Source organism: Xanthomonas sp. F10 (assembly GCF_014206815.1).
Classification (GTDB): Bacteria; Pseudomonadota; Gammaproteobacteria; order Xanthomonadales; family Xanthomonadaceae; genus Xanthomonas_A; species Xanthomonas_A indica.
This window is the reverse complement of sequence record NZ_JACHNP010000001.1, coordinates 1,840,087-1,857,363: the sequence shown is the minus strand read 5'-3', so window position 1 is coordinate 1,857,363 and position 17,277 is coordinate 1,840,087. Positions and strand designations below refer to the sequence as shown.

Here is a 17,277-nt window from a genome sequence, read left to right as displayed (position 1 = left end):
GCTCGCTCACCGGCGCGCCGTTGGCAGTAGAATCGGGGGTTCCGCCCGAGCATTCGGGCGTTTTCCCCACACTCCAGACACCCCACTCCATGTCAGCTTCCTCTCCTGCCGATCGTTGGATCGTCCTCAAGTTCGGCGGCACCTCGGTGTCGCGTCGTCATCGCTGGGACACGATTGGAAGGCTGGCGAAAAAACGCGCGGACGAGACCGGTGCGCGGGTACTGGTGGTGGTGTCGGCCTTGTCCGGGGTCACCAACGAGCTGACCGCGATCGCCGACTGCAGTGCCGACAGCGCGCAGCGCGTAGCCGCGCTGGAGCAGCGCCACCGCGATTTCCTGGCCGAACTGGAGCTGGACGCCGAGGCGGTGCTGGGCGAACGCCTGGCGGCGCTGCGCGGCCTGCTCGCAGATCCGCGCGCAGCCGAGCGCACGCTGGACTGGCAGGCCGAGGTGCTGGGGCAGGGCGAACTGCTGTCCTCCACCCTCGGCGCGGCCTACTTGCGCGCCAATGGCCTGGACATGGGCTGGATGGATGCGCGGCAGTGGCTGGACGCGCTGCCGCCGCAGCCGAACCAGAGCGCCTGGTCGCGGCGCCTGTCGGTGTCCTGCCAGTGGCAGTCCGATCCGCAGTGGCGCGCGCGCTTCGTCGCCCAGCCCACGCGCATGCTGATCACCCAGGGCTTCATCGCACGGCACGAGGACGGCGGCACCGCCATCCTCGGCCGCGGCGGCTCGGACACCTCGGCGGCGTACTTCGGCGCGCTGCTCGGCGCCAGCCGGGTGGAGATCTGGACCGACGTGCCGGGCATGTTCAGCGCCAATCCGCGCGAGGTGCCGGATGCGCGCCTGCTGACCCGCCTGGATTACTACGAGGCGCAGGAAATCGCCACCACCGGCGCCAAGGTGCTGCACCCGCGCTCGATCAAGCCGTGCCGCGACGGCGGCGTGCCGATGGCGATCCTGGACACTGAGCGCCCGGAACTGCCCGGCACCAGCATCGACGGCAACGCCCGCACCGTGCCCGGGGTCAAGGCGATCAGCCGCCGCAACGGCATCGTGCTGGTGTCGATGGAAGGCATCGGCATGTGGCAGCAGGTCGGCTTCCTGGCCGACGTGTTCGCGCTGTTCAAGAAGCACGGGCTGTCGGTGGACCTGATCGGCTCGGCCGAGACCAACGTCACCGTGTCGCTGGACCCGAGCGAGAACCTGGTCAACACGGACGTGCTGGCGGCGCTGTCGGCCGATCTGGCGGAGATCTGCCGGGTCAAGATCATCGTGCCGTGCGCGGCGATCACCCTGGTCGGGCGCGGCATGCGCTCGCTGCTGCACAAGCTCTCGGACGTGTGGGCCACGTTCGGCAAGGAGCGCGTGCACATGATCTCGCAGTCGTCCAACGACCTGAACCTGACCTTCGTCATCGACGAAACCGACGCCGACGGGCTGCTGCCGATCCTGCACGCCGAACTGATCGACAGCGGCGCGATGCCGGTGGAGGAGACCGAGGTGTTCGGTCCGCGCTGGCGCGAGATCGCCGGCACCGTGCGGCCGCGGCCGGTACCGTGGTGGCAGGGCGAGCGCGCGCATCTGCTGCGCCTGGCCGAGGCCGGCACGCCGCGCTACGTCTATCACCTGCCGACGCTGCGCGAGCGCGCGCGTGCGCTCAAGGCGATCGCGGCGGTGGACCAGCGCTACTACGCGATCAAGGCCAACGCGCATCCGGCCATCCTGCAAACGCTGGTCGAGGAGGGCTTCGGCCTGGAGTGCGTCTCGCACGGCGAACTGCGCCGGGTGTTCGAGATCGTGCCGGAGCTGTCGCCGCGGCGCGTGCTGTTCACCCCCAGCTTCGCGCCCCGTGCCGAGTACGAAGCCGCGTTCGCGCTGGGCGTGACCGTGACCGTGGACAACGTCGAGGCGCTGCAGCGCTGGCCGGAGCTGTTCCGCGGCCGCAGCCTGTGGCTGCGCATCGACCTGGGCCATGGCGACGGCCACCACGAGAAGGTCAACACCGGCGGCAAGGCCTCCAAGTTCGGGCTGTCGGCGACCCGCGTCGACGAGTTCGTCGAGGCCGCGCGCGCGCTGGATATCCGCATCGTCGGCCTGCACGCGCACCTGGGCAGCGGCGTGGAGACGGCGCAGCATTGGCGGCGCATGTGCGATGAACTGGCCGGGTTCGCGCGGCGCATCGGCAGCGTCGAGGTCATCGACATCGGCGGCGGCCTGCCGATCCCGTACAGCGCCGACGACGAGCCGTTCGACCTGGACACCTTCGCGCAGGGCCTGGCCGAGGCCAAGGCCGTGCATCCGGCGTTCCGCCTGGCGATCGAGCCGGGCCGCTACCTGGTCGCCGAATGCGGCGTGCTGCTGGCCCGGGCCACGCAGGTGATCGAGAAGGACAGCATCCGTCGGGTCGGCCTGGACGCTGGCATGAACACCTTGATCCGTCCGGCGCTGTACGACGCCTGGCATGACGTGGCGAACCTGAGCCGGCTCGAGCAGCCGGCCGAGACCGTGTTCGACGTGGTCGGGCCGATCTGCGAATCCAGCGACGTGTTCGGCAAACGCCGGCGCCTGCCGGCGGGCACCGCGCCCGACGACGTGATGCTGATCGCCGACGCCGGCGCCTACGGCTACAGCATGGCCAGCACCTACAACCAGCGCGAGTTGCCCCGCGAGGAGGCGATCGATGCGCGCACGGACTGAGTTCGTCGCGGGCAGCGCCGTGGCCGGCGCGTTTGCGATGGCGGCTGCCACCGCGGTGGATCAGTCCGGCACGTCGCTGCCGTGGACCGACAGCCTGAAGTGGGCGTTGCCGGCGCTGGCCGCCGCTGCCATCGGCGCAGGGCTGGCGCTGCGCTGGCAGCGCCGCGGGCCCGCGGCGAGCACCGGCGCGCTGGCCCTGCGCACCTCGCTCCTGGCCGCGTTGGCCTACCTGCCGGCGCTGGCGCTGTATGTGCTGGTGGCCGTCCCGGCCTCTGCCGCGTCGGTGCCGGCCGGACAGCATGGGCAATTGCTGCTGATGGCCTTCGTATTCGGCTGCCTGCCGCTGCTGTGGGCCGCCTTGCCGTTTTCGATGATCGAATTTCTTCTGTGCCGCCGCTACCTGCGGCACACCCGTGTGCTTGCAGGACGTCCATGACCGCTTTCGACAAACAGCAGATCGCCACCTTCCGCTTCGTGCGCTGCGGCTTCGACGCCGACAGCGGCGTGGCGCGCCTGGTCTATGCGTTTGACGACGGCCCGGAGCTGGTGGAGACCATCACCGTGCCCGGCGCGCCGTTCGCGCTCGATCCGGCGCGCGCGCAGGCGGCGCAGCGCGCCCTGCGCCTGCTGCACCTGATCGCCGGCGTCAGCTACTACAAGGCGGCGGTGCCGCCGCGCATCGTCATCGACGATTACGCGATCGATGCCGAGACCGCCGCGCTGCTGGACAGCGTGTACCTGCACGGCCTGGGCGAGTTCGCCTATCGCAACGGCCTGGACCTGCGCGGGCGCATCCGCTTCCCAGCCGCCGAGGCCGGCGTGGCCGATGCGGTGGCGCTGGGGCTGCGCGACCAAGCCCTGGTGGCGATCGGCGGCGGCAAGGATTCGCTGGTCAGCATCGAGGCCTTGCGTGCGGCCGGCGTGGCGCAGACGGTGACCTGGATCGGCGGCTCGCAGCTGATCCGCGCCTGCGCCGAGCGCACCGGCCTGCCGACCTTGAACATCGGTCGCACGCTGGCGCCGGAGCTGTTCGAACTGAACCGGCAGGGCGCGTGGAACGGGCACATCCCGGTGACCGCGGTGAATTCGGCGATCCTGGTGTTCGCCGCGGTCCTGCACGACGCCGGCCAGGTGGTGTTCTCCAACGAACATTCGGCCAGCTACGGCAGCCAGATCGCCGGCACCGGCGAGGTCAACCACCAGTGGTCCAAGGGCTGGGCCTTCGAGCAGGCGTTCGGCACGCAGGTGCAGCGCTACGTGGCCGCGGACCTGCGCTACTACTCGCTGCTGCGCCCGCTGTCGGAACTGGCGGTGGCGCGGCAGTTCGCCAAGACCGACCACTACGACGCGCATTTCTCCAGCTGCAACCGCAATTTCCACATCCTCGGCGAGCGTCCGGCGCACCGCTGGTGCGGGGTCTGCCCGAAGTGCCATTTCGTGTTCCTGGCGCTGGCGCCGTTCATGCCCAAGACGCGGCTGGTGCGCATCTTCGGCCGCAACCTGCTCGACGATGCCGGCCAGGCCGGCGGCTTCGATGCGCTGCTGGAGTTCCAGGACCACAAGCCGTTCGAGTGCGTCGGCGAAGGCCGCGAATCGCGTGCGGCGATGGCCGCGCTGGCGGCGCGCGCGGAATGGAAGGAGGACGCGCTGGTGGCGCGCTTCATCCGCGAGATCCAGCCGCAGCTCGACCCCGCCGACCTGCGCGTGGAACCGTTGCTGGAACTGGACGCGCAGCACCGCATCCCGGCCGACCTGTGGGAACGCGTGCGTGCGAATTTCGCAGTTTGAGGCGCAGCGCGTCGCGTTGTGGGGCTGGGGCCGCGAGGGCCGTGCGGCCTATGCGGCGGTGCGAGGGCGGGAATCGGGGGCCGGGAACGGAGAAGCGCGACGTCCGCTGCCGCTGACGGTGTTCTGTTCGGCCGACGAGGCGGCGGAGATCGCCGCCTTGCACGATCCCGACCTGCACGTGGACACCGAGGCCAGCGCCGAGCGCCTGGCTGCGTTCGATGTGGTGATCAAGTCGCCCGGGATCAGTCCGTACCGGCCCGAGGCGCAGGCCGCCGCCGCGCGTGGCACGCGCTTCGTCGGCGGCACCGCGCTGTGGTTCGCCGAGCACGCCGGCGCGGACGGCGTGGTGCCCGGCAGCGTCTGCGTCACCGGCACCAAGGGCAAGAGCACCACCACCGCGCTGCTGGCGCACCTGCTGCGCGCCGGCGGCCACCGCACTGGCCTGGTCGGCAACATCGGCGTGCCGCTGCTGGAAGTACTGGCGCCCACGCCGCCGCCGCAGTACTGGGCGATCGAATTGTCCAGCTACCAGACCGGCGACGTCGCCCGCAGCGGCGCGCGGCCGCAGCTGGCGCTGGTGCTGAACCTGTTCCCCGAGCATCTGGATTGGCACGGCAGCCAGGCGCGCTACATCGCCGACAAGCTCGAACTGGTGACGCACGCGCGGCCGCGCATCGCCCTGCTCAATGCCGCCGATCCGCAGCTGGCCAGCCTGCAACTGCCCGACAGCGAGGTGCGCTGGTTCAACCGCGAGGACGGCTGGCACATGCGCGGCGAGGTGGTCTACCGCGGCGATACCGCGGTGTACGACAGCGCGCAGGCGCCGCTGCCGGGCCGGCACAACCGCGGCAACCTGTGCGCGGTGCTGGCCGCGATCGAGGCGCTGGGCCTGGACGCGGCGGCGTTGGCGCCGGCGGCCGATCGCTTCCGGCCGTTGCCGAACCGGCTGCAGACCCTGGGCACGCGCGACGGCGTGACCTATGTGAACGACTCGATCAGCACCACGCCGCATGCCAGCCTTGCCGCGCTGGAGTGCTTCCGCGGGCGGCGCATCGCGCTGCTGGTCGGCGGCCACGATCGCGGCCTGGACTGGGAGGACTTCGCCGCGCACATGCGCGACGGTGGCGCGCCGCTGGAGATCGTCACCCTGGGCGCCAACGGTCCGCGCATCCATGCGCTGCTGGCGCCACTGGCCGCCGGCGCCGGCTTCGGCCTGCATGCCGCGGCCGACCTGGCGGAAGCAGTGGCGCTGGCGCGCACGGCACTGGGCGAGCAGGGCGGCGTGGTGCTGCTGTCGCCCGGTGCGCCCAGCTTCGGCGCCTACCGCGACTACGTGGCGCGCGGCCGCCATTTCGCCGCGCTGGCCGGCTTCGACCCGGACGCGATCAGCGCCATTCCGGGGTTGGGCATCGCCTGAACCTCGGCGCCTCGGCGCATACATCGCGCTGGCGGCGCCTTGCGTACACTCCCGCGCGGGTTCCCACGGGAGAAGGGCGATGCGCACACGTTCGATGATGCGGTGGACCGGTTTGCTCGGGCTGGCCCTGGCGCTGCCGCTGCCGGCCTTGGCGGCGATGCAGGCCAAGCCGGTGGAATGGCAGGTCGGCAAGGACAGTTTCAGCGGCGTGTTGGTCTACGACGATGCCGAGCACGAGAAGCGCCCCGGCCTGGTGATGGTGCCGAACTGGCGCGGCGTCAACGACTCCGCGGTGGAGAAGGCCAAGCGCCTGGCCGGCGACGACTACGTGGTGCTGGTGGCCGATGTCTATGGCAAGGGCAAGCGACCGGCCAACGATACCGAGGCCGGGCAGTTCGCCGGCGCGTTGAAGAAGGATCCGGCCACGCTGCGCGCGCGGGCGTTGGCGGCGGTGGCGGCGCTGAAGGCGCAGGCCGGCAAGGCGCCGCTGGATCCGGCCCGGATCGGCGCGGTGGGCTTCTGCTTCGGCGGCACCACGGTGCTGGAGCTGGTCCGTGCCGGCGCGCCGCTGGCCGGGGTGGCGAGCCTGCACGGTGGCCTGGGCACCGCCGCCCCGGCGGCCGCGGGCAGCGCCAAGGCACCGGTGCTGGTGCTCAACGGCGCCGACGACAAGAGCGTGAGCCGCGACGACATCGTCGCCTTCGAGCAGGAGATGAACCGCGCCGGCGCCGACTGGCAGTTCGTCAACTTCAGCGGCGCCGTGCACTGCTTCGCCGAAGCCGACGCCAACAGCCCGCCGGGCTGCCAGTACAACCCGCGCGCGGCCAGGCGCGCCTATCGCATGCTCGAGGATTTCTTCGAGGAGCGCTTCGGGCGGGATTAGGGAGGTGCCTCCGGGAGTCGGGAGGTGCCTCGCACTGCGCGCTTGGCGGGATTGGGGATTGGCAAAAGCGGTACATCGCGCTTTGCCAATTCCACTGCGTAACCAGATCTAAGGCGTGTGCGCCGTTGACTTGGTCTGTGATCCAGCGGTGCGTGCGTCGGATCTCAGACAAGCCGCTTTTAACCAATCCCGAATCCCGACTCCCCAATCCCAATCCGGCGCGCGCAGCGCGCCGGCGATCAATGCTTCCGCGACACCGCGTACCGCGCCAGTCCGCGCAGGGCGGCCACGGCCTCGTTCTCCGGCAGGCCGTCCAGGGCGCGCTCGGCGGCGGTGGCGTAGTCGGCCGCGCGGCGGCGGCTGTAGTCGATGCTGCTGCTCGCCTCGATCGCGGCCAGCACCTCCGGCATCGCGCTGGCGTCGCCCTGTTCGACGATCTGGCGCAGGCGTGCGCGGGTCGCGTCGTCGGCATGCGCCATGGCGTGGATCAGCGGCAGCGTGGCCTTGCCCTCGGCCAGGTCGTCGCCCAGGTTCTTGCCCAGGTCGGCGGCGTCGGCGGTGTAGTCGAGCACGTCGTCGGCGATCTGGAACGCATAGCCCAGCTGCATGCCGTAGTCGTACAGCCGCTCCTGCACGTCCTCGCTGGCGCCGGAGGCCAGCGCGCCCAGGCGGGTGCCGGCGGCGAACAACACCGCGGTCTTGCGCTCGATCACGCGCAGGTAGGCGGCCTCGTCGGTGTCCGGGTTGTGCACGTGCAACAGCTGCAGCACCTCGCCCTCGGCGATGCGGTTGGTGGTGTCGGCCAGCAGGCGCATCACCGCCATGCTGTCCAGCTCCACCATCAGCTGGAAGCTGCGCGAATACAGGAAGTCGCCGACCAGGACGCTGGGCGCGTTGCCCCACAGGGCGTTGGCGGTGCTGCGGCCGCGGCGCAGGTCCGATTCGTCCACCACGTCGTCGTGCAGCAGGGTCGAGGTGTGGATGAATTCGATGATCGCCGCCAACTGGTGCTGCATCGGCCCGCCGGCGCCGCAGGCGCGGCCGGCCAGCACCACCAGCATCGGCCGCAGGCGCTTGCCGCCGGCGGAGACGATGTGGTCGGCGATCTGGTTGATCAGCACGACGTCCGAGGCCAGGCGGCGGCGGATCAGGGCGTCCACCGCGGCCATGTCCGGCGCGGCGAGCATCTGGATCTGGGGTAGGCCCAGGGCGGGGCTGAGGGATTCGGCGATGCTCATGCGGACAGGACTGGAAACGTGCGCAAAGTATAGGCTGCGCGGCCACATCCGTCCCGCTGCGGGCCGGGGCAGGGGGCGGAGGGCTTGCCACGCCTGGGTCCGCGCGCCCTGTGGGCGGCGCCCCGGCAGGATTCCGACAGGCCAATGCGGCGTTTTCCGGGGTGCCCGCGGGCGCCTGGCGCAGGCCGCTCCAGCCCGGCGATGTTAGGATTGCTCCCCGAAATCTTCTTTACCGCTCCGCGTGCTCCCGGCCGCGGAGACCCCAGACGGAAGCAGCTCATGGCCCGCGGCATCAACAAAGTCATCCTCGTCGGCAACCTCGGCAACGATCCCGACACCAAGTACACCCAGGCCGGCATGGCCATCACCCGGATCAGCCTGGCGACCACCAGCGTGCGCAAGGACCGCGACGGCAACCAGCAGGAACGCACCGAGTGGCATCGCGTGGTGTTTTTCGGAAAGCTCGGTGAGATCGCCGGCGAGTACCTGCGCAAGGGCAGCTCGGTCTACGTCGAAGGCTCGATCCGCTACGACAAGTACACCGGCCAGGACGGCGTGGAGAAGTACTCCACCGACATCGTCGCCGACGAGATGCAGATGCTCGGCGGCCGCGGCGAAGGCGGTGGCGGCGGCATGGGCGGTGGCGGCGGCATGGGCGGTGGCGACCGTCCGCAGCGCTCGGCCCCGCCGCGCCAGGAACGCTCCGGCATGGGCGGCGGTGGCGGTGGTGGCGGGCAGGACTATGCCCCGCGCCGGCAGCAGCCGGCCCCGCAGCAGTCCGCGCCGATGGACGACTTTGCGGACGACGATATCCCGTTCTGATTTTTAGTGGTTCTGCGATGCAGACAAACCCCGGTAAGCCAGTGTGCTTGCCGGGGTTTTTCTTTTTGCACGAGATTTTTTCCTTTCTGCCGGCCTGGGCTCTGTGTTCTGCGCCGAGATGGTGTAAACGATGGGCGATGGGCATCGGGTGGGCCGAAGCGTGCATGCACGCGGCGAGTGCCCGCGTTCTCGCCTTCGCCGAATCAGGTTGATCGCCAACGTGGTTTCGCGCGCCGTCGCTTCGCGCGCCGCCTTTGCGCGGCGTCTCGTGCCGGGTTCATGCCGTCGCTTACGGCAGGCCGGCGTGGCCGGACGGACCAAGCGTCGTAGGAGCGGCTTTAGCCGCGACGGCTTTCCCGGGAAGGTCTGTCGCGGCTAAAGCCGCTCCTACGAAGAAGCACATAGGAGGCACTCGTCGCTGCACCACGCTCGTGTTCCATGAATGCGCGTAGCAGCGTGGCGGGGATGCTCTGAAGCTCTTTCGGTCGCAATCGTCATCCCAGTCACCTTGCATGCCGTCCAGTGCCGTGGGAACACGGCTTTACCGGCTTGTCGCCATGCTTCGCTGCGTGTGCATGTTCACACGCATGTCAGCCAGCTTTTCGCTGCACATCTGTTTGGCCACCTCCGTGCGCCTTCCAAACTCCATCACCGTCACGCGGCGATCAGCGCCACAGGCGTTGTGCCCTGCAGCATGGCTTTTCGTGCACCGCGTCTTGCAAAAAAGTCATTCCCTCCCGTATGGTTCAATCGATTGAATCGCGGCGATTCGTCAGCGTTTGACACCGGTTGGGAGGCCGGAAGGTGGATGTCTATCCATTCGATCGGACCGGCGCCGGCCTCGGGGTTCACGAGGCGAGACGCGCTGCGCTTGGCGATAGCTGGAAGCCTTGGCCTTGGGGTGGCGGGTAGGCTGCCGGCGCGTGCTGCGGCCACGCCGCTCAGGGGCAACCTGAAGCATTCCGTCGCCCGCTGGACGTTTCCGCCGCTGTCCGTCGCACAGCTTTGCCAGGTGGTGAAGGGCATCGGTTTCGCCGCCATCGATCTGGTTGGGCCGGCGGACTGGCCCACGCTGAAGGCCAATGGCGTGTACAGCGCGATGTGCAACGGCGCGGAGATCGGTCTGGACAAGGGCTTCGCCGGCAGTCAGTTCCACGATGAGCTCGTCGAGCGCTACACGCGGCACATCGACCTGGTGGCCGATGCCGGCTATCGCAACCTCATCTGTTTTTCCGGCAATCGGAATGGCATGGATCCGCAGGAAGGCCTGGCCCATGCCGAAGTCGGGCTCAAGCGCATCCTCGGACATGCCGAGAAGCGCGGCGTCGTGCTGGTGATGGAGCTGCTGAACTCCAAGGTCGATCATCCCGACTACCTGTGCGACCACTCCGCCTGGGGCGTCGAGCTGTGCCGGCGGATCGGCTCGGACCATTTCGGCCTGCTGTACGACATCTACCACATGCAGATCATGGAGGGCGACATCATCGCCACCATCGGCAAGCATCACGCGTTCTTCAAGCATTACCACACCGCCGGCGTTCCGGGCCGGCACGAGATCGGGGACGCTCAGGAGCTCCACTATCCCGCCATCTGTCGCGCGATCCGCGATACCGGTTTCGACGGCTATCTGGCGCAGGAATTCGTTCCTGCGGCACCGGATCCCGTCGGCTCGCTGCGCGAGGCGATCCGCCTCTGCGACGTCTGAAACGATATCCACCCAGGTGAAGTAGAACCCATGGCAGACAATCATTACGACGCCATCGTCGTTGGCTCGGGAATCAGTGGCGGTTGGGCGGCGAAGGAACTGACCGAGAAGGGACTCAAAGTCCTGATGCTGGAACGCGGACGCAACATCGAGCACGTCAAGGACTACGTCAACGCGATGAAGGAGGCGTGGGATTTCCCGCACCGCAACCGCCCGACCCAGGCGATGAAGGCCGATTATCCGGTGCTGATGCGCGACTACGGCCTGGTCGAGAACCTGCAGGGGATGTGGGCCGACGAAAAGGAATCGCCCTACACCGAGATCAAGCGGTTCGACTGGTTCCGCGGCTATCACGTCGGCGGCCGCTCGCTGCTGTGGGGACGGCAGAGCTATCGCCTGTCGGACCTGGATTTCGAGGCGAACCTCAAGGATGGCATCGCCACCGATTGGCCGATCCGGTACGCCGACATCGCACCGTGGTACGACCACGTGGAGAAGTTCGCCGGCATCGCCGGCACGCGCGAGGGACTGGACGTGTTGCCGGACGGCGAGTTCCTGCCTCCGATCCCGTTGAACATCGTCGAGAAGGACGTCGCCGCGCGGATCAAGAAGGCCTTTGGCGGCACCAGGCACCTGATCCACTCGCGCACCGCCAACATCACCCAGCCCAAGGTCGAGCAAGGCCGCGTCAACTGCCAGTATCGCAACAAGTGCATCCTGGGCTGTCCTTTCGGCGCTTACTTCTCGACCCAGGCGGCCACGCTGCCGGCGGCCATGAAGACGGGCAACCTGACCTTGCGGCCGTTCTCGATCGTCAAGGAGGTGCTCTACGACAAGGACCGCAAGCGTGCGCGCGGCGTGGAGATCATCGACGCCGAGAGCGGGCAGACCTACCAGTACACGGCCAGTGTCATCTTCCTCAACGCGTCCTCCTTCAATTCGACCTGGTTGCTGATGAACTCGGCCACCGATGTCTGGGACGGTGGCCTCGGGTCGTCGTCCGGCGAGCTCGGGCACAACGTGATGGACCATCATTTCGGCGCCGGTGCCTCTGGCCGGGTCGAGGGCTACGACGACAAGTACTACTTCGGCCGGCGTCCCTGCGGCTTCTACGTGCCGCGGTTCCGCAACGTCGCCGGAGACAAGCGCGGCTACCTGCGTGGCTTCGGCTACCAGGGCGGCGCGAGCCGCACCGGCTGGTCGCGCGAGATCGCCGAACTGAACATCGGCGCGGACCTGAAGGAAGCGCTGACCGTGCCGGGCGACTGGCGCATCGGCATGACCGGATTCGGCGAAATGCTGCCGCACCACGACAACACGATCCGCCTGGACCCGCAGCGCAAGGACAAATGGGGGTTGCCGGTGCTGGCGATGGACGTGGCGATGCGCGAGAACGAAAAGGCCATGCGCAAGGACATGGCCGCCGATGCCGCCGAGATGCTGGAGGCGGCCGGCGTCAAGGACGTGAAGATGCACGATGCCGACTACGCGCCGGGCAAGGGTATCCACGAGATGGGCACCGCGCGCATGGGCCGGGACCGCAAGAACTCCGTGCTGAACCAGTACAACCAGGTCTGGGACGCGCCGAACGTCTACGTAACCGACGGCGCCTGCATGACCTCCAGCGCCTGCGTCAATCCCTCGCTGACCTACATGGCGCTGACCGCACGTGCCGCCGATCATGCCGTGCGCGAACTGAAAGCGGGGAACCTGTGATGGAACGCCGCGAACTACTGAAGATGATCGTCGCCGCCACGGGTGCGGCCATGGTGGGCCTGCCCGCGCTGGTCCAGGCACAGGCGCCGGTCGCGGGGGCGAAGGCGCTCTTCTCCGTCACCGATGTCGCCACGCTGGACGAGATCGCCGAGACCATCCTGCCGCGGACCAAGACGCCGGGGGCGAAGGACGCCGGCGCCGGCGCGTTCATGGCCAAATTCGTCACCGACTGCTACACCGCCCGGCAGCAGGCGGCGTTCCGCGCCGGCCTGGCCGAGATCGACAAACGTGCCGGCGGTCGCTTCGTGTCGCTCACCCCACAGGCCCGCACCGAGTTGCTGCGCGCCCTGGATGCGGAAGCCAGGAAACACATCATCGACTTGACCGACACCGGGACCGCCAAAGCGGCGGACGCGATGCCGCATCCCTTCACGATGCTCAAGCAGCTGACCATCTTCGGCTTCTTCACTTCCCAGGTCGGCGCGAACGACGTGCTGCGCTACGTCGCCGTGCCGGGCCGCTACGAGGACACCACCTATGTTCCCGGCACGCCCGCTTGGGCAACCAGCTGATGGACCGCCACGCCTGGCCCTTCCTCCCGTTCCTGGAAACACGATGACCAGACCCCTGCTGATGGCCGCCTGCCTGCTGGCCGCGGCGCCTGCATTCGCGCAGGCCGACGGCGATCCCGCACGCGACCCGACCAAGACCGAAGTGTGGAAGCCCGTGCCTGCGATCGTGGCCACGCCCCCGGGCGGCGCGCCCTCCGATGCGATCGTGCTGTTCGATGGCAAGGATCTGTCGGCCTGGGAGTCTGAGCAGGGCGGACGCGCACCCTGGACCGTCGCCGACGGCGCGCTGACCGTGGTGCCGGGCAGCAAGGGCATCCGCACCAAGCAGCGCTTCTGCGACATCCAGTTGCACGTGGAGTGGCGCACGCCCACCGCGACCCGCGGATTCGAAGGCCAGCAGCGCGGCAACAGTGGCATCTTCCTGCAGGAACGCTATGAGTTGCAGGTGCTCGACAGCGACAACAACCCGACCTATGCCAACGGCCAGGCCGGTGCGATCTACAAGCAGGCCATTCCGCTGGTGAATGCCTCGCGTGCGCCAGGCCAGTGGCAGGCGTACGACATCATCTGGAAGGCGCCCCGTTTCTCGCAGGGTGGCGGTCTCACGTCACCGGCCCGCATCACCGTCCTGCACAACGGCGTCCTGGTGCAGAACGACACCGTGCTGTCCGGCAAGACCGAGTACATCGGCGCACCGTCGTACGCGCCGCATGCCTGCGCGCCGATCCTGCTGCAGGAGCACGATTCCAAGGTGAGCTACCGCAATATCTGGGTACGCGAGTTGTAGCGCCGGCGCGTGGCCGGCGCCGCTCGGCTTGACCCGACGGCCAGTCCGGTCAAGCCGCCGGCCATGACCGATGCGGCATCCGTGGGAATGGCGATACGCCCTAGTGCGCCAGGAAGCTGGCGAGGTTGTCCACGTCCTGTTGGGACAACTGCGAGAAGGGCGGCATCAACCCGCCGCCGTTGCGGATCTTCTCCTTGATCTGCGCGGGCTGCAGGCGCTTGCCCACGTCGGTCAGCGCGGGGAACGTGGGCGGGACGCCCGCGCGATTCGCGCCATGGCAGGCCGTGCAGTGGGTTGCGTAGAGCTGCGCGCCGGCCGTCGGGTCGTCCTTGGACCGCGCCGTGGCCGCAAGCGTCGTCCCCAGCAGCACCACGGCCATCGTCAGGATCGTTTTCAAGCAGGCCTCCTTTAGGACTAACGCGGCGTGGCGGCGGGCAGGTGGTCGCGCAGGTACGCCGCTCCGGTCTTGATGACGGTGGCCGGATCGCGCGGTTGGTCGTGCTCGATGATGTACCACTGCACGCCGCTGGCCGCCGCGGCAGGCAGGATCGCGCTCCAGTCCAGCACGCCCTGGCCGACGGCGGCGAAGCCCCCTTCGTCTTTGGCCTGGCCTTTCGGTGCATTGTCCTTGGCGTGGACCGCGAACAGGCGGCCCTTGAACTTGCCCAGCATCACCGCCGGGTCGTAGCCCGCGCGCGCGACCCAGGCCAGGTCCAGCTCGGTCTGCAGATCGGGGCCGGCCGCGGCGAACAGCAGTTCCAGGCCGGTCTTGCCATCGAAGTCGACCAGTTCGAAGTCGTGGTTGTGGTAGGCCAGGCGCATGCCCTTGGCGCGTGCCCGCTTCGCGAGTTGGCCCAGCTCCTTGCCCAGCGCGGTCCAGCCTGCGGCATCGGTGGGCCGCTCCCTCTGGTCCAGGTAAGGCACCACCAGCGTCGTGTTGCCGATCGACCGATTGAAGGCCACCGCGCCGTCCAGATCCTTGCGTAGATCGGCCAACTGCACGTGCGAGGAGATCGCCTTGATCGAATACTTGTCCAGCAGCTGCTTGAGTTCGACCGCGCCGATGTTCTGCGTGCCGACCGTTTCCACCGCGCCCACGCCCGCGTCATGGACGATCTTCAACTGTTGGTCGAGCGAGCCGGCGTTGCGCAGCGTGTACATCTGCACCGCGATGGGCGCCTGCGGACCGGCGATGTCGTGGGCGAAGGCGGGCAGGGCAGCGAGGAGCAGCAATGCGAGGGTTGCGGATCTGCGTGTCGGTGTGTTCATCAAGAAGTCCTCCCGGGAGTCAATCGATGGATGTCCAGCCGCGTGTCCTGGCCGATGTGATGACGCGATCGACGATCAGCGCCGAGCGCAGCCCGTCGTCGAAGCTGGGCAGGCCGTCCGGCCGCTCGCCTTCGATGGCGCGGTAGGTGTCGGCGACGAACGCCTCGAAGCAATCGCCGTAGCCCTGCGCGTGACCGGCTGGCAGCGTCGCCAGCCGGCGTTGTTCGGCGCTGCCGGCACCCGGCCCGCGCACGAAGACTTCCTCGCGCTGGTCGGGCCGGCCGATCCACAGCCGTTCCGCGTCCTCCTGGTCGAACGCGACGCTGGCGCTGGCGCCATCGATCTCGAACCACAGGCGATTGCGGCGGCCCGCCGAGACCTGGCTGACCGTCAGCGCGGCCAGCGTCCCCGCGCCGGTTCTGAGCATCGCCATGGCCACGTCTTCGCTCGCGACCGCCTGCATCGCGCCGCCGGCCGCCGGCGTGGTGAAGCTCTGCCCGGTGTTGGCGCCGCGCTCGGCGATGACGGTCGCGAACGCCGCGCTGACCTCGGCGAAGCGCTCGCCGCTCACCCATTCCACCAGGTCGCACCAGTGCGAGCCGATGTCGGCGAACACGCGCGACGCGCCGCCCAGCGCCGGGTCCACGCGCCAGTTGTTGCTGGCGGGGTCCAGCAGCCAGTCCTGCAGGTAGCTGCCGTGGATCAGGCGCAGCGGCCCCAGTTCGCCCTGGGCGATGCGGGCGCGCGCCTCGCGGACCACCGGGTGGTAGCGGTAGACGAAGGGCACCGTGGCGACCAGTCCGGCCGAGCGGGCCAAGGCCGCCAATGCCCGGGCGTCCTCCAGCGTCGTCGCCAGCGGCTTCTCGCAGATCACGTGCTTGCCGGCGTCCAGCGCCGCCTGCGCCATGGCGCGGTGCAGATGGTTGGGCGTGCAGACGTGCACGACCTGCACCTGCGGATCGGCGACCACGTCCTCGATATCGCGATAGGCGCGCGGGACATCCCACGACTGGGCGACCTCGCGTGCGCGTTGCGGGGAAGAAGCGGCGACGCCGCGGACTGAGGCCCCGGCCAGCAGCGCCGCACGACGATGCACGGCGCCGATCATGCCGGTGCCGACGATGGCGATTCCAAGCTTGCGCATCGGTGGGATCCTCAAGACGCGGAAGGGGCGGCCGCGACGGCGGGCCGGTCGCGGAACAGCAGCAGGAAGGCGACCAGCACGACCAGCGCGACGCCGGCCGGGAACAGCCAGATCCGCTGCCAGTCCGGGCCCGTCGCGGTGGTGTAGTGCTCCACCACCGCGCCGGACAGGAACGTGCCGATCAGCATGCCCACGCCGTACGTGGCCAGGGTGATGAAGCCCTGCGCGCTGCTGCGCGCGGCGGGGCCGGCATGCGCATCGGTGTAGATCTGTCCGGTGACGAAGAAGAAGTCGTAGCAGATGCCGTGCAGCACGATGCCGATCACCAGCAGGGCGAAGCCGCCGCCGGCATCGCCGAAGGCGAACATCGCGTAGCGCACCACCCACGCCGCCATGCCCACCGCCAGCATCGTCTTGACTCCCAGCCGCACGAACAGGAACGGCATGGCCAGCATCAGCAGGACTTCGGACACCTGGCCCAGCGATTGCAGGCCGGCCGCGCCGCGCACGCCCAGATCGTTGAGGTACGGGTTGGTGAAGTTGTAGTAGAACGCCAGCGGGATGCAGATGGCGATGGACGCCAGGAAGAACACCAGATAGGAGCGCGACTTGAGCAGCCGCAGCGCGTCCAGGCCCAGGATCTGCCCCAGCCCGGCATCGCGCTGTCGCGCCAGGGGCGGCGTGTGCGGCAGGGTGAAGGCATACAGGCCCAAGGCCAGCGACGCCACTGCCGCCATCCGGAACGTCAGCTCGAGCCGATGCGCCTGCTCCCAGCCCAGCCAGCCGATCAACACGCCTGCCACGATCCAGCCGACGCTACCGACGACCCGCACCGGTGGAAACTGCTTTTCCGGCGATTGCATGTGCCGCATCGCCACGCTGTTGGCCAGTGCCAGCGTCGGCATGAACAGCAGCATGTAGCCCATCACGCAGGCGAAGAACACGCCGAAGGTTGTCGCCGTGGACGCCAGCCACAGGAGCACGGCGCCGGCCAGGTGCAGGAGTGCGAGGATGCGCTGCGCCGCGAAGTAGCGATCGGCGATCAGGCCGACCAGGAACGGCGCGACGATGGCGCCGATGGACTGGCTGAGGAACGCCGTCGCCACCTGGCTCGCGCTGGCCTGCAGGGGGCCTTGCACCAGGTACGTCCCCAGGGTCACGAACCAGGCCCCCCAGATGAAGAACTGCAGAAACATCATCGCGCCCAAGCGCGACATGGTGTGCGTCATGACGTCCC

The 17,277-nt window shown here is 68.9% G+C and carries 15 protein-coding genes; 10 read left to right on the top strand and 5 right to left on the bottom strand.

Annotation, left to right across the window (positions count from 1 at the left end; genetic code table 11):
• Positions 1-89 precede the first annotated feature (89 nt).
• The 5 genes from FHR56_RS08140 to FHR56_RS08120 all read left to right on the top strand — a co-directional run bounded on the left by FHR56_RS08140 (position 90) and on the right by FHR56_RS08120 (position 6,787).
• Entirely contained in the window at positions 90-2,699 is a 2,610-nt protein-coding gene (locus FHR56_RS08140) for a bifunctional aspartate kinase/diaminopimelate decarboxylase (RefSeq protein ID WP_160947038.1), read from the top strand.
• Complete coding sequence (locus FHR56_RS08135) at positions 2,683-3,135, top strand: hypothetical protein (RefSeq protein WP_160947037.1); 453 nt, start codon at positions 2,683-2,685, stop codon at positions 3,133-3,135. Before FHR56_RS08140 ends, FHR56_RS08135 begins: the two co-directional genes overlap by 17 nt.
• Positions 3,132-4,487: a UDP-N-acetyl-alpha-D-muramoyl-L-alanyl-L-glutamate epimerase gene (murL, locus tag FHR56_RS08130; protein ID WP_160947036.1), complete on the top strand. Its 1,356-nt coding sequence runs from the start codon at positions 3,132-3,134 to the stop codon at positions 4,485-4,487. The genes FHR56_RS08135 and murL overlap by 4 nt, the downstream gene beginning before the upstream one ends.
• A complete protein-coding gene (murD, locus tag FHR56_RS08125; protein ID WP_160947035.1) occupies positions 4,468-5,904 on the top strand; it encodes a UDP-N-acetylmuramoyl-L-alanine--D-glutamate ligase in 1,437 nt (478 codons plus the stop codon). The genes murL and murD overlap by 20 nt, the downstream gene beginning before the upstream one ends.
• Positions 5,905-5,983: 79 nt before the next feature.
• Positions 5,984-6,787, top strand: a complete 804-nt coding sequence (locus tag FHR56_RS08120) for a dienelactone hydrolase family protein (protein ID WP_160947034.1) — start codon at positions 5,984-5,986, stop codon at positions 6,785-6,787.
• 239 nt (positions 6,788-7,026) lie between these two features.
• Here FHR56_RS08120 and FHR56_RS08115 read toward each other — a convergent pair whose 3' ends face one another.
• Positions 7,027-8,025, bottom strand: a complete 999-nt coding sequence (locus tag FHR56_RS08115) for a polyprenyl synthetase family protein (protein WP_160947033.1) — start codon at positions 8,023-8,025, stop codon at positions 7,027-7,029.
• Positions 8,026-8,304: 279 nt separating this feature from the next.
• On the opposite strand from FHR56_RS08115, the gene FHR56_RS08110 reads away from it, so the two are divergent.
• The 5 genes from FHR56_RS08110 to FHR56_RS08090 all read left to right on the top strand — a co-directional run bounded on the left by FHR56_RS08110 (position 8,305) and on the right by FHR56_RS08090 (position 13,627).
• Positions 8,305-8,847, top strand: coding sequence for a single-stranded DNA-binding protein (locus tag FHR56_RS08110; protein WP_160947032.1), 543 nt, complete (start codon positions 8,305-8,307; stop codon positions 8,845-8,847).
• 808 nt (positions 8,848-9,655) lie between these two features.
• Positions 9,656-10,552, top strand: a complete 897-nt coding sequence (locus FHR56_RS08105) for a TIM barrel protein (RefSeq protein ID WP_160947031.1) — start codon at positions 9,656-9,658, stop codon at positions 10,550-10,552.
• Positions 10,553-10,582: 30 nt separating this feature from the next.
• On the top strand, positions 10,583-12,268 hold the full coding sequence (locus tag FHR56_RS08100; RefSeq protein ID WP_160947030.1) for a GMC family oxidoreductase: 1,686 nt from the start codon (positions 10,583-10,585) through the stop codon (positions 12,266-12,268).
• The gene (locus FHR56_RS08095) at positions 12,268-12,840 is read left to right on the top strand and encodes a gluconate 2-dehydrogenase subunit 3 family protein (RefSeq protein WP_160947029.1); all 573 of its coding nucleotides are present in this window, start codon (positions 12,268-12,270) and stop codon (positions 12,838-12,840) included. The genes FHR56_RS08100 and FHR56_RS08095 overlap by 1 nt, the downstream gene beginning before the upstream one ends.
• A 43-nt stretch (positions 12,841-12,883) precedes the next feature.
• Positions 12,884-13,627 carry a DUF1080 domain-containing protein gene (locus FHR56_RS08090; protein WP_184502466.1) on the top strand — a complete coding sequence of 248 codons (744 nt, stop codon included), beginning with the start codon at positions 12,884-12,886 and terminating at the stop codon, positions 13,625-13,627.
• Between the two features lie 100 nt (positions 13,628-13,727).
• Here the strand turns inward: FHR56_RS08090 and FHR56_RS08085 are convergent, their stop codons facing one another.
• The 4 genes from FHR56_RS08085 to FHR56_RS08070 are packed head-to-tail and all read right to left on the bottom strand — an operon-like array spanning position 13,728 to position 17,269.
• Complete coding sequence (locus tag FHR56_RS08085) at positions 13,728-14,024, bottom strand: cytochrome c (RefSeq protein ID WP_237473147.1); 297 nt, start codon at positions 14,022-14,024, stop codon at positions 13,728-13,730.
• A gap of 17 nt (positions 14,025-14,041) precedes the next feature.
• Complete coding sequence (locus tag FHR56_RS08080; protein ID WP_160947028.1) at positions 14,042-14,896, bottom strand: sugar phosphate isomerase/epimerase; 855 nt, start codon at positions 14,894-14,896, stop codon at positions 14,042-14,044.
• A gap of 19 nt (positions 14,897-14,915) precedes the next feature.
• Positions 14,916-16,040 carry a Gfo/Idh/MocA family oxidoreductase gene (locus FHR56_RS08075; protein WP_160947027.1) on the bottom strand — a complete coding sequence of 375 codons (1,125 nt, stop codon included), beginning with the start codon at positions 16,038-16,040 and terminating at the stop codon, positions 14,916-14,918.
• 11 nt (positions 16,041-16,051) lie between these two features.
• Positions 16,052-17,269, bottom strand: coding sequence for a nucleoside permease (locus FHR56_RS08070; protein WP_160947026.1), 1,218 nt, complete (start codon positions 17,267-17,269; stop codon positions 16,052-16,054).
• Positions 17,270-17,277: the final 8 nt, after the last annotated feature.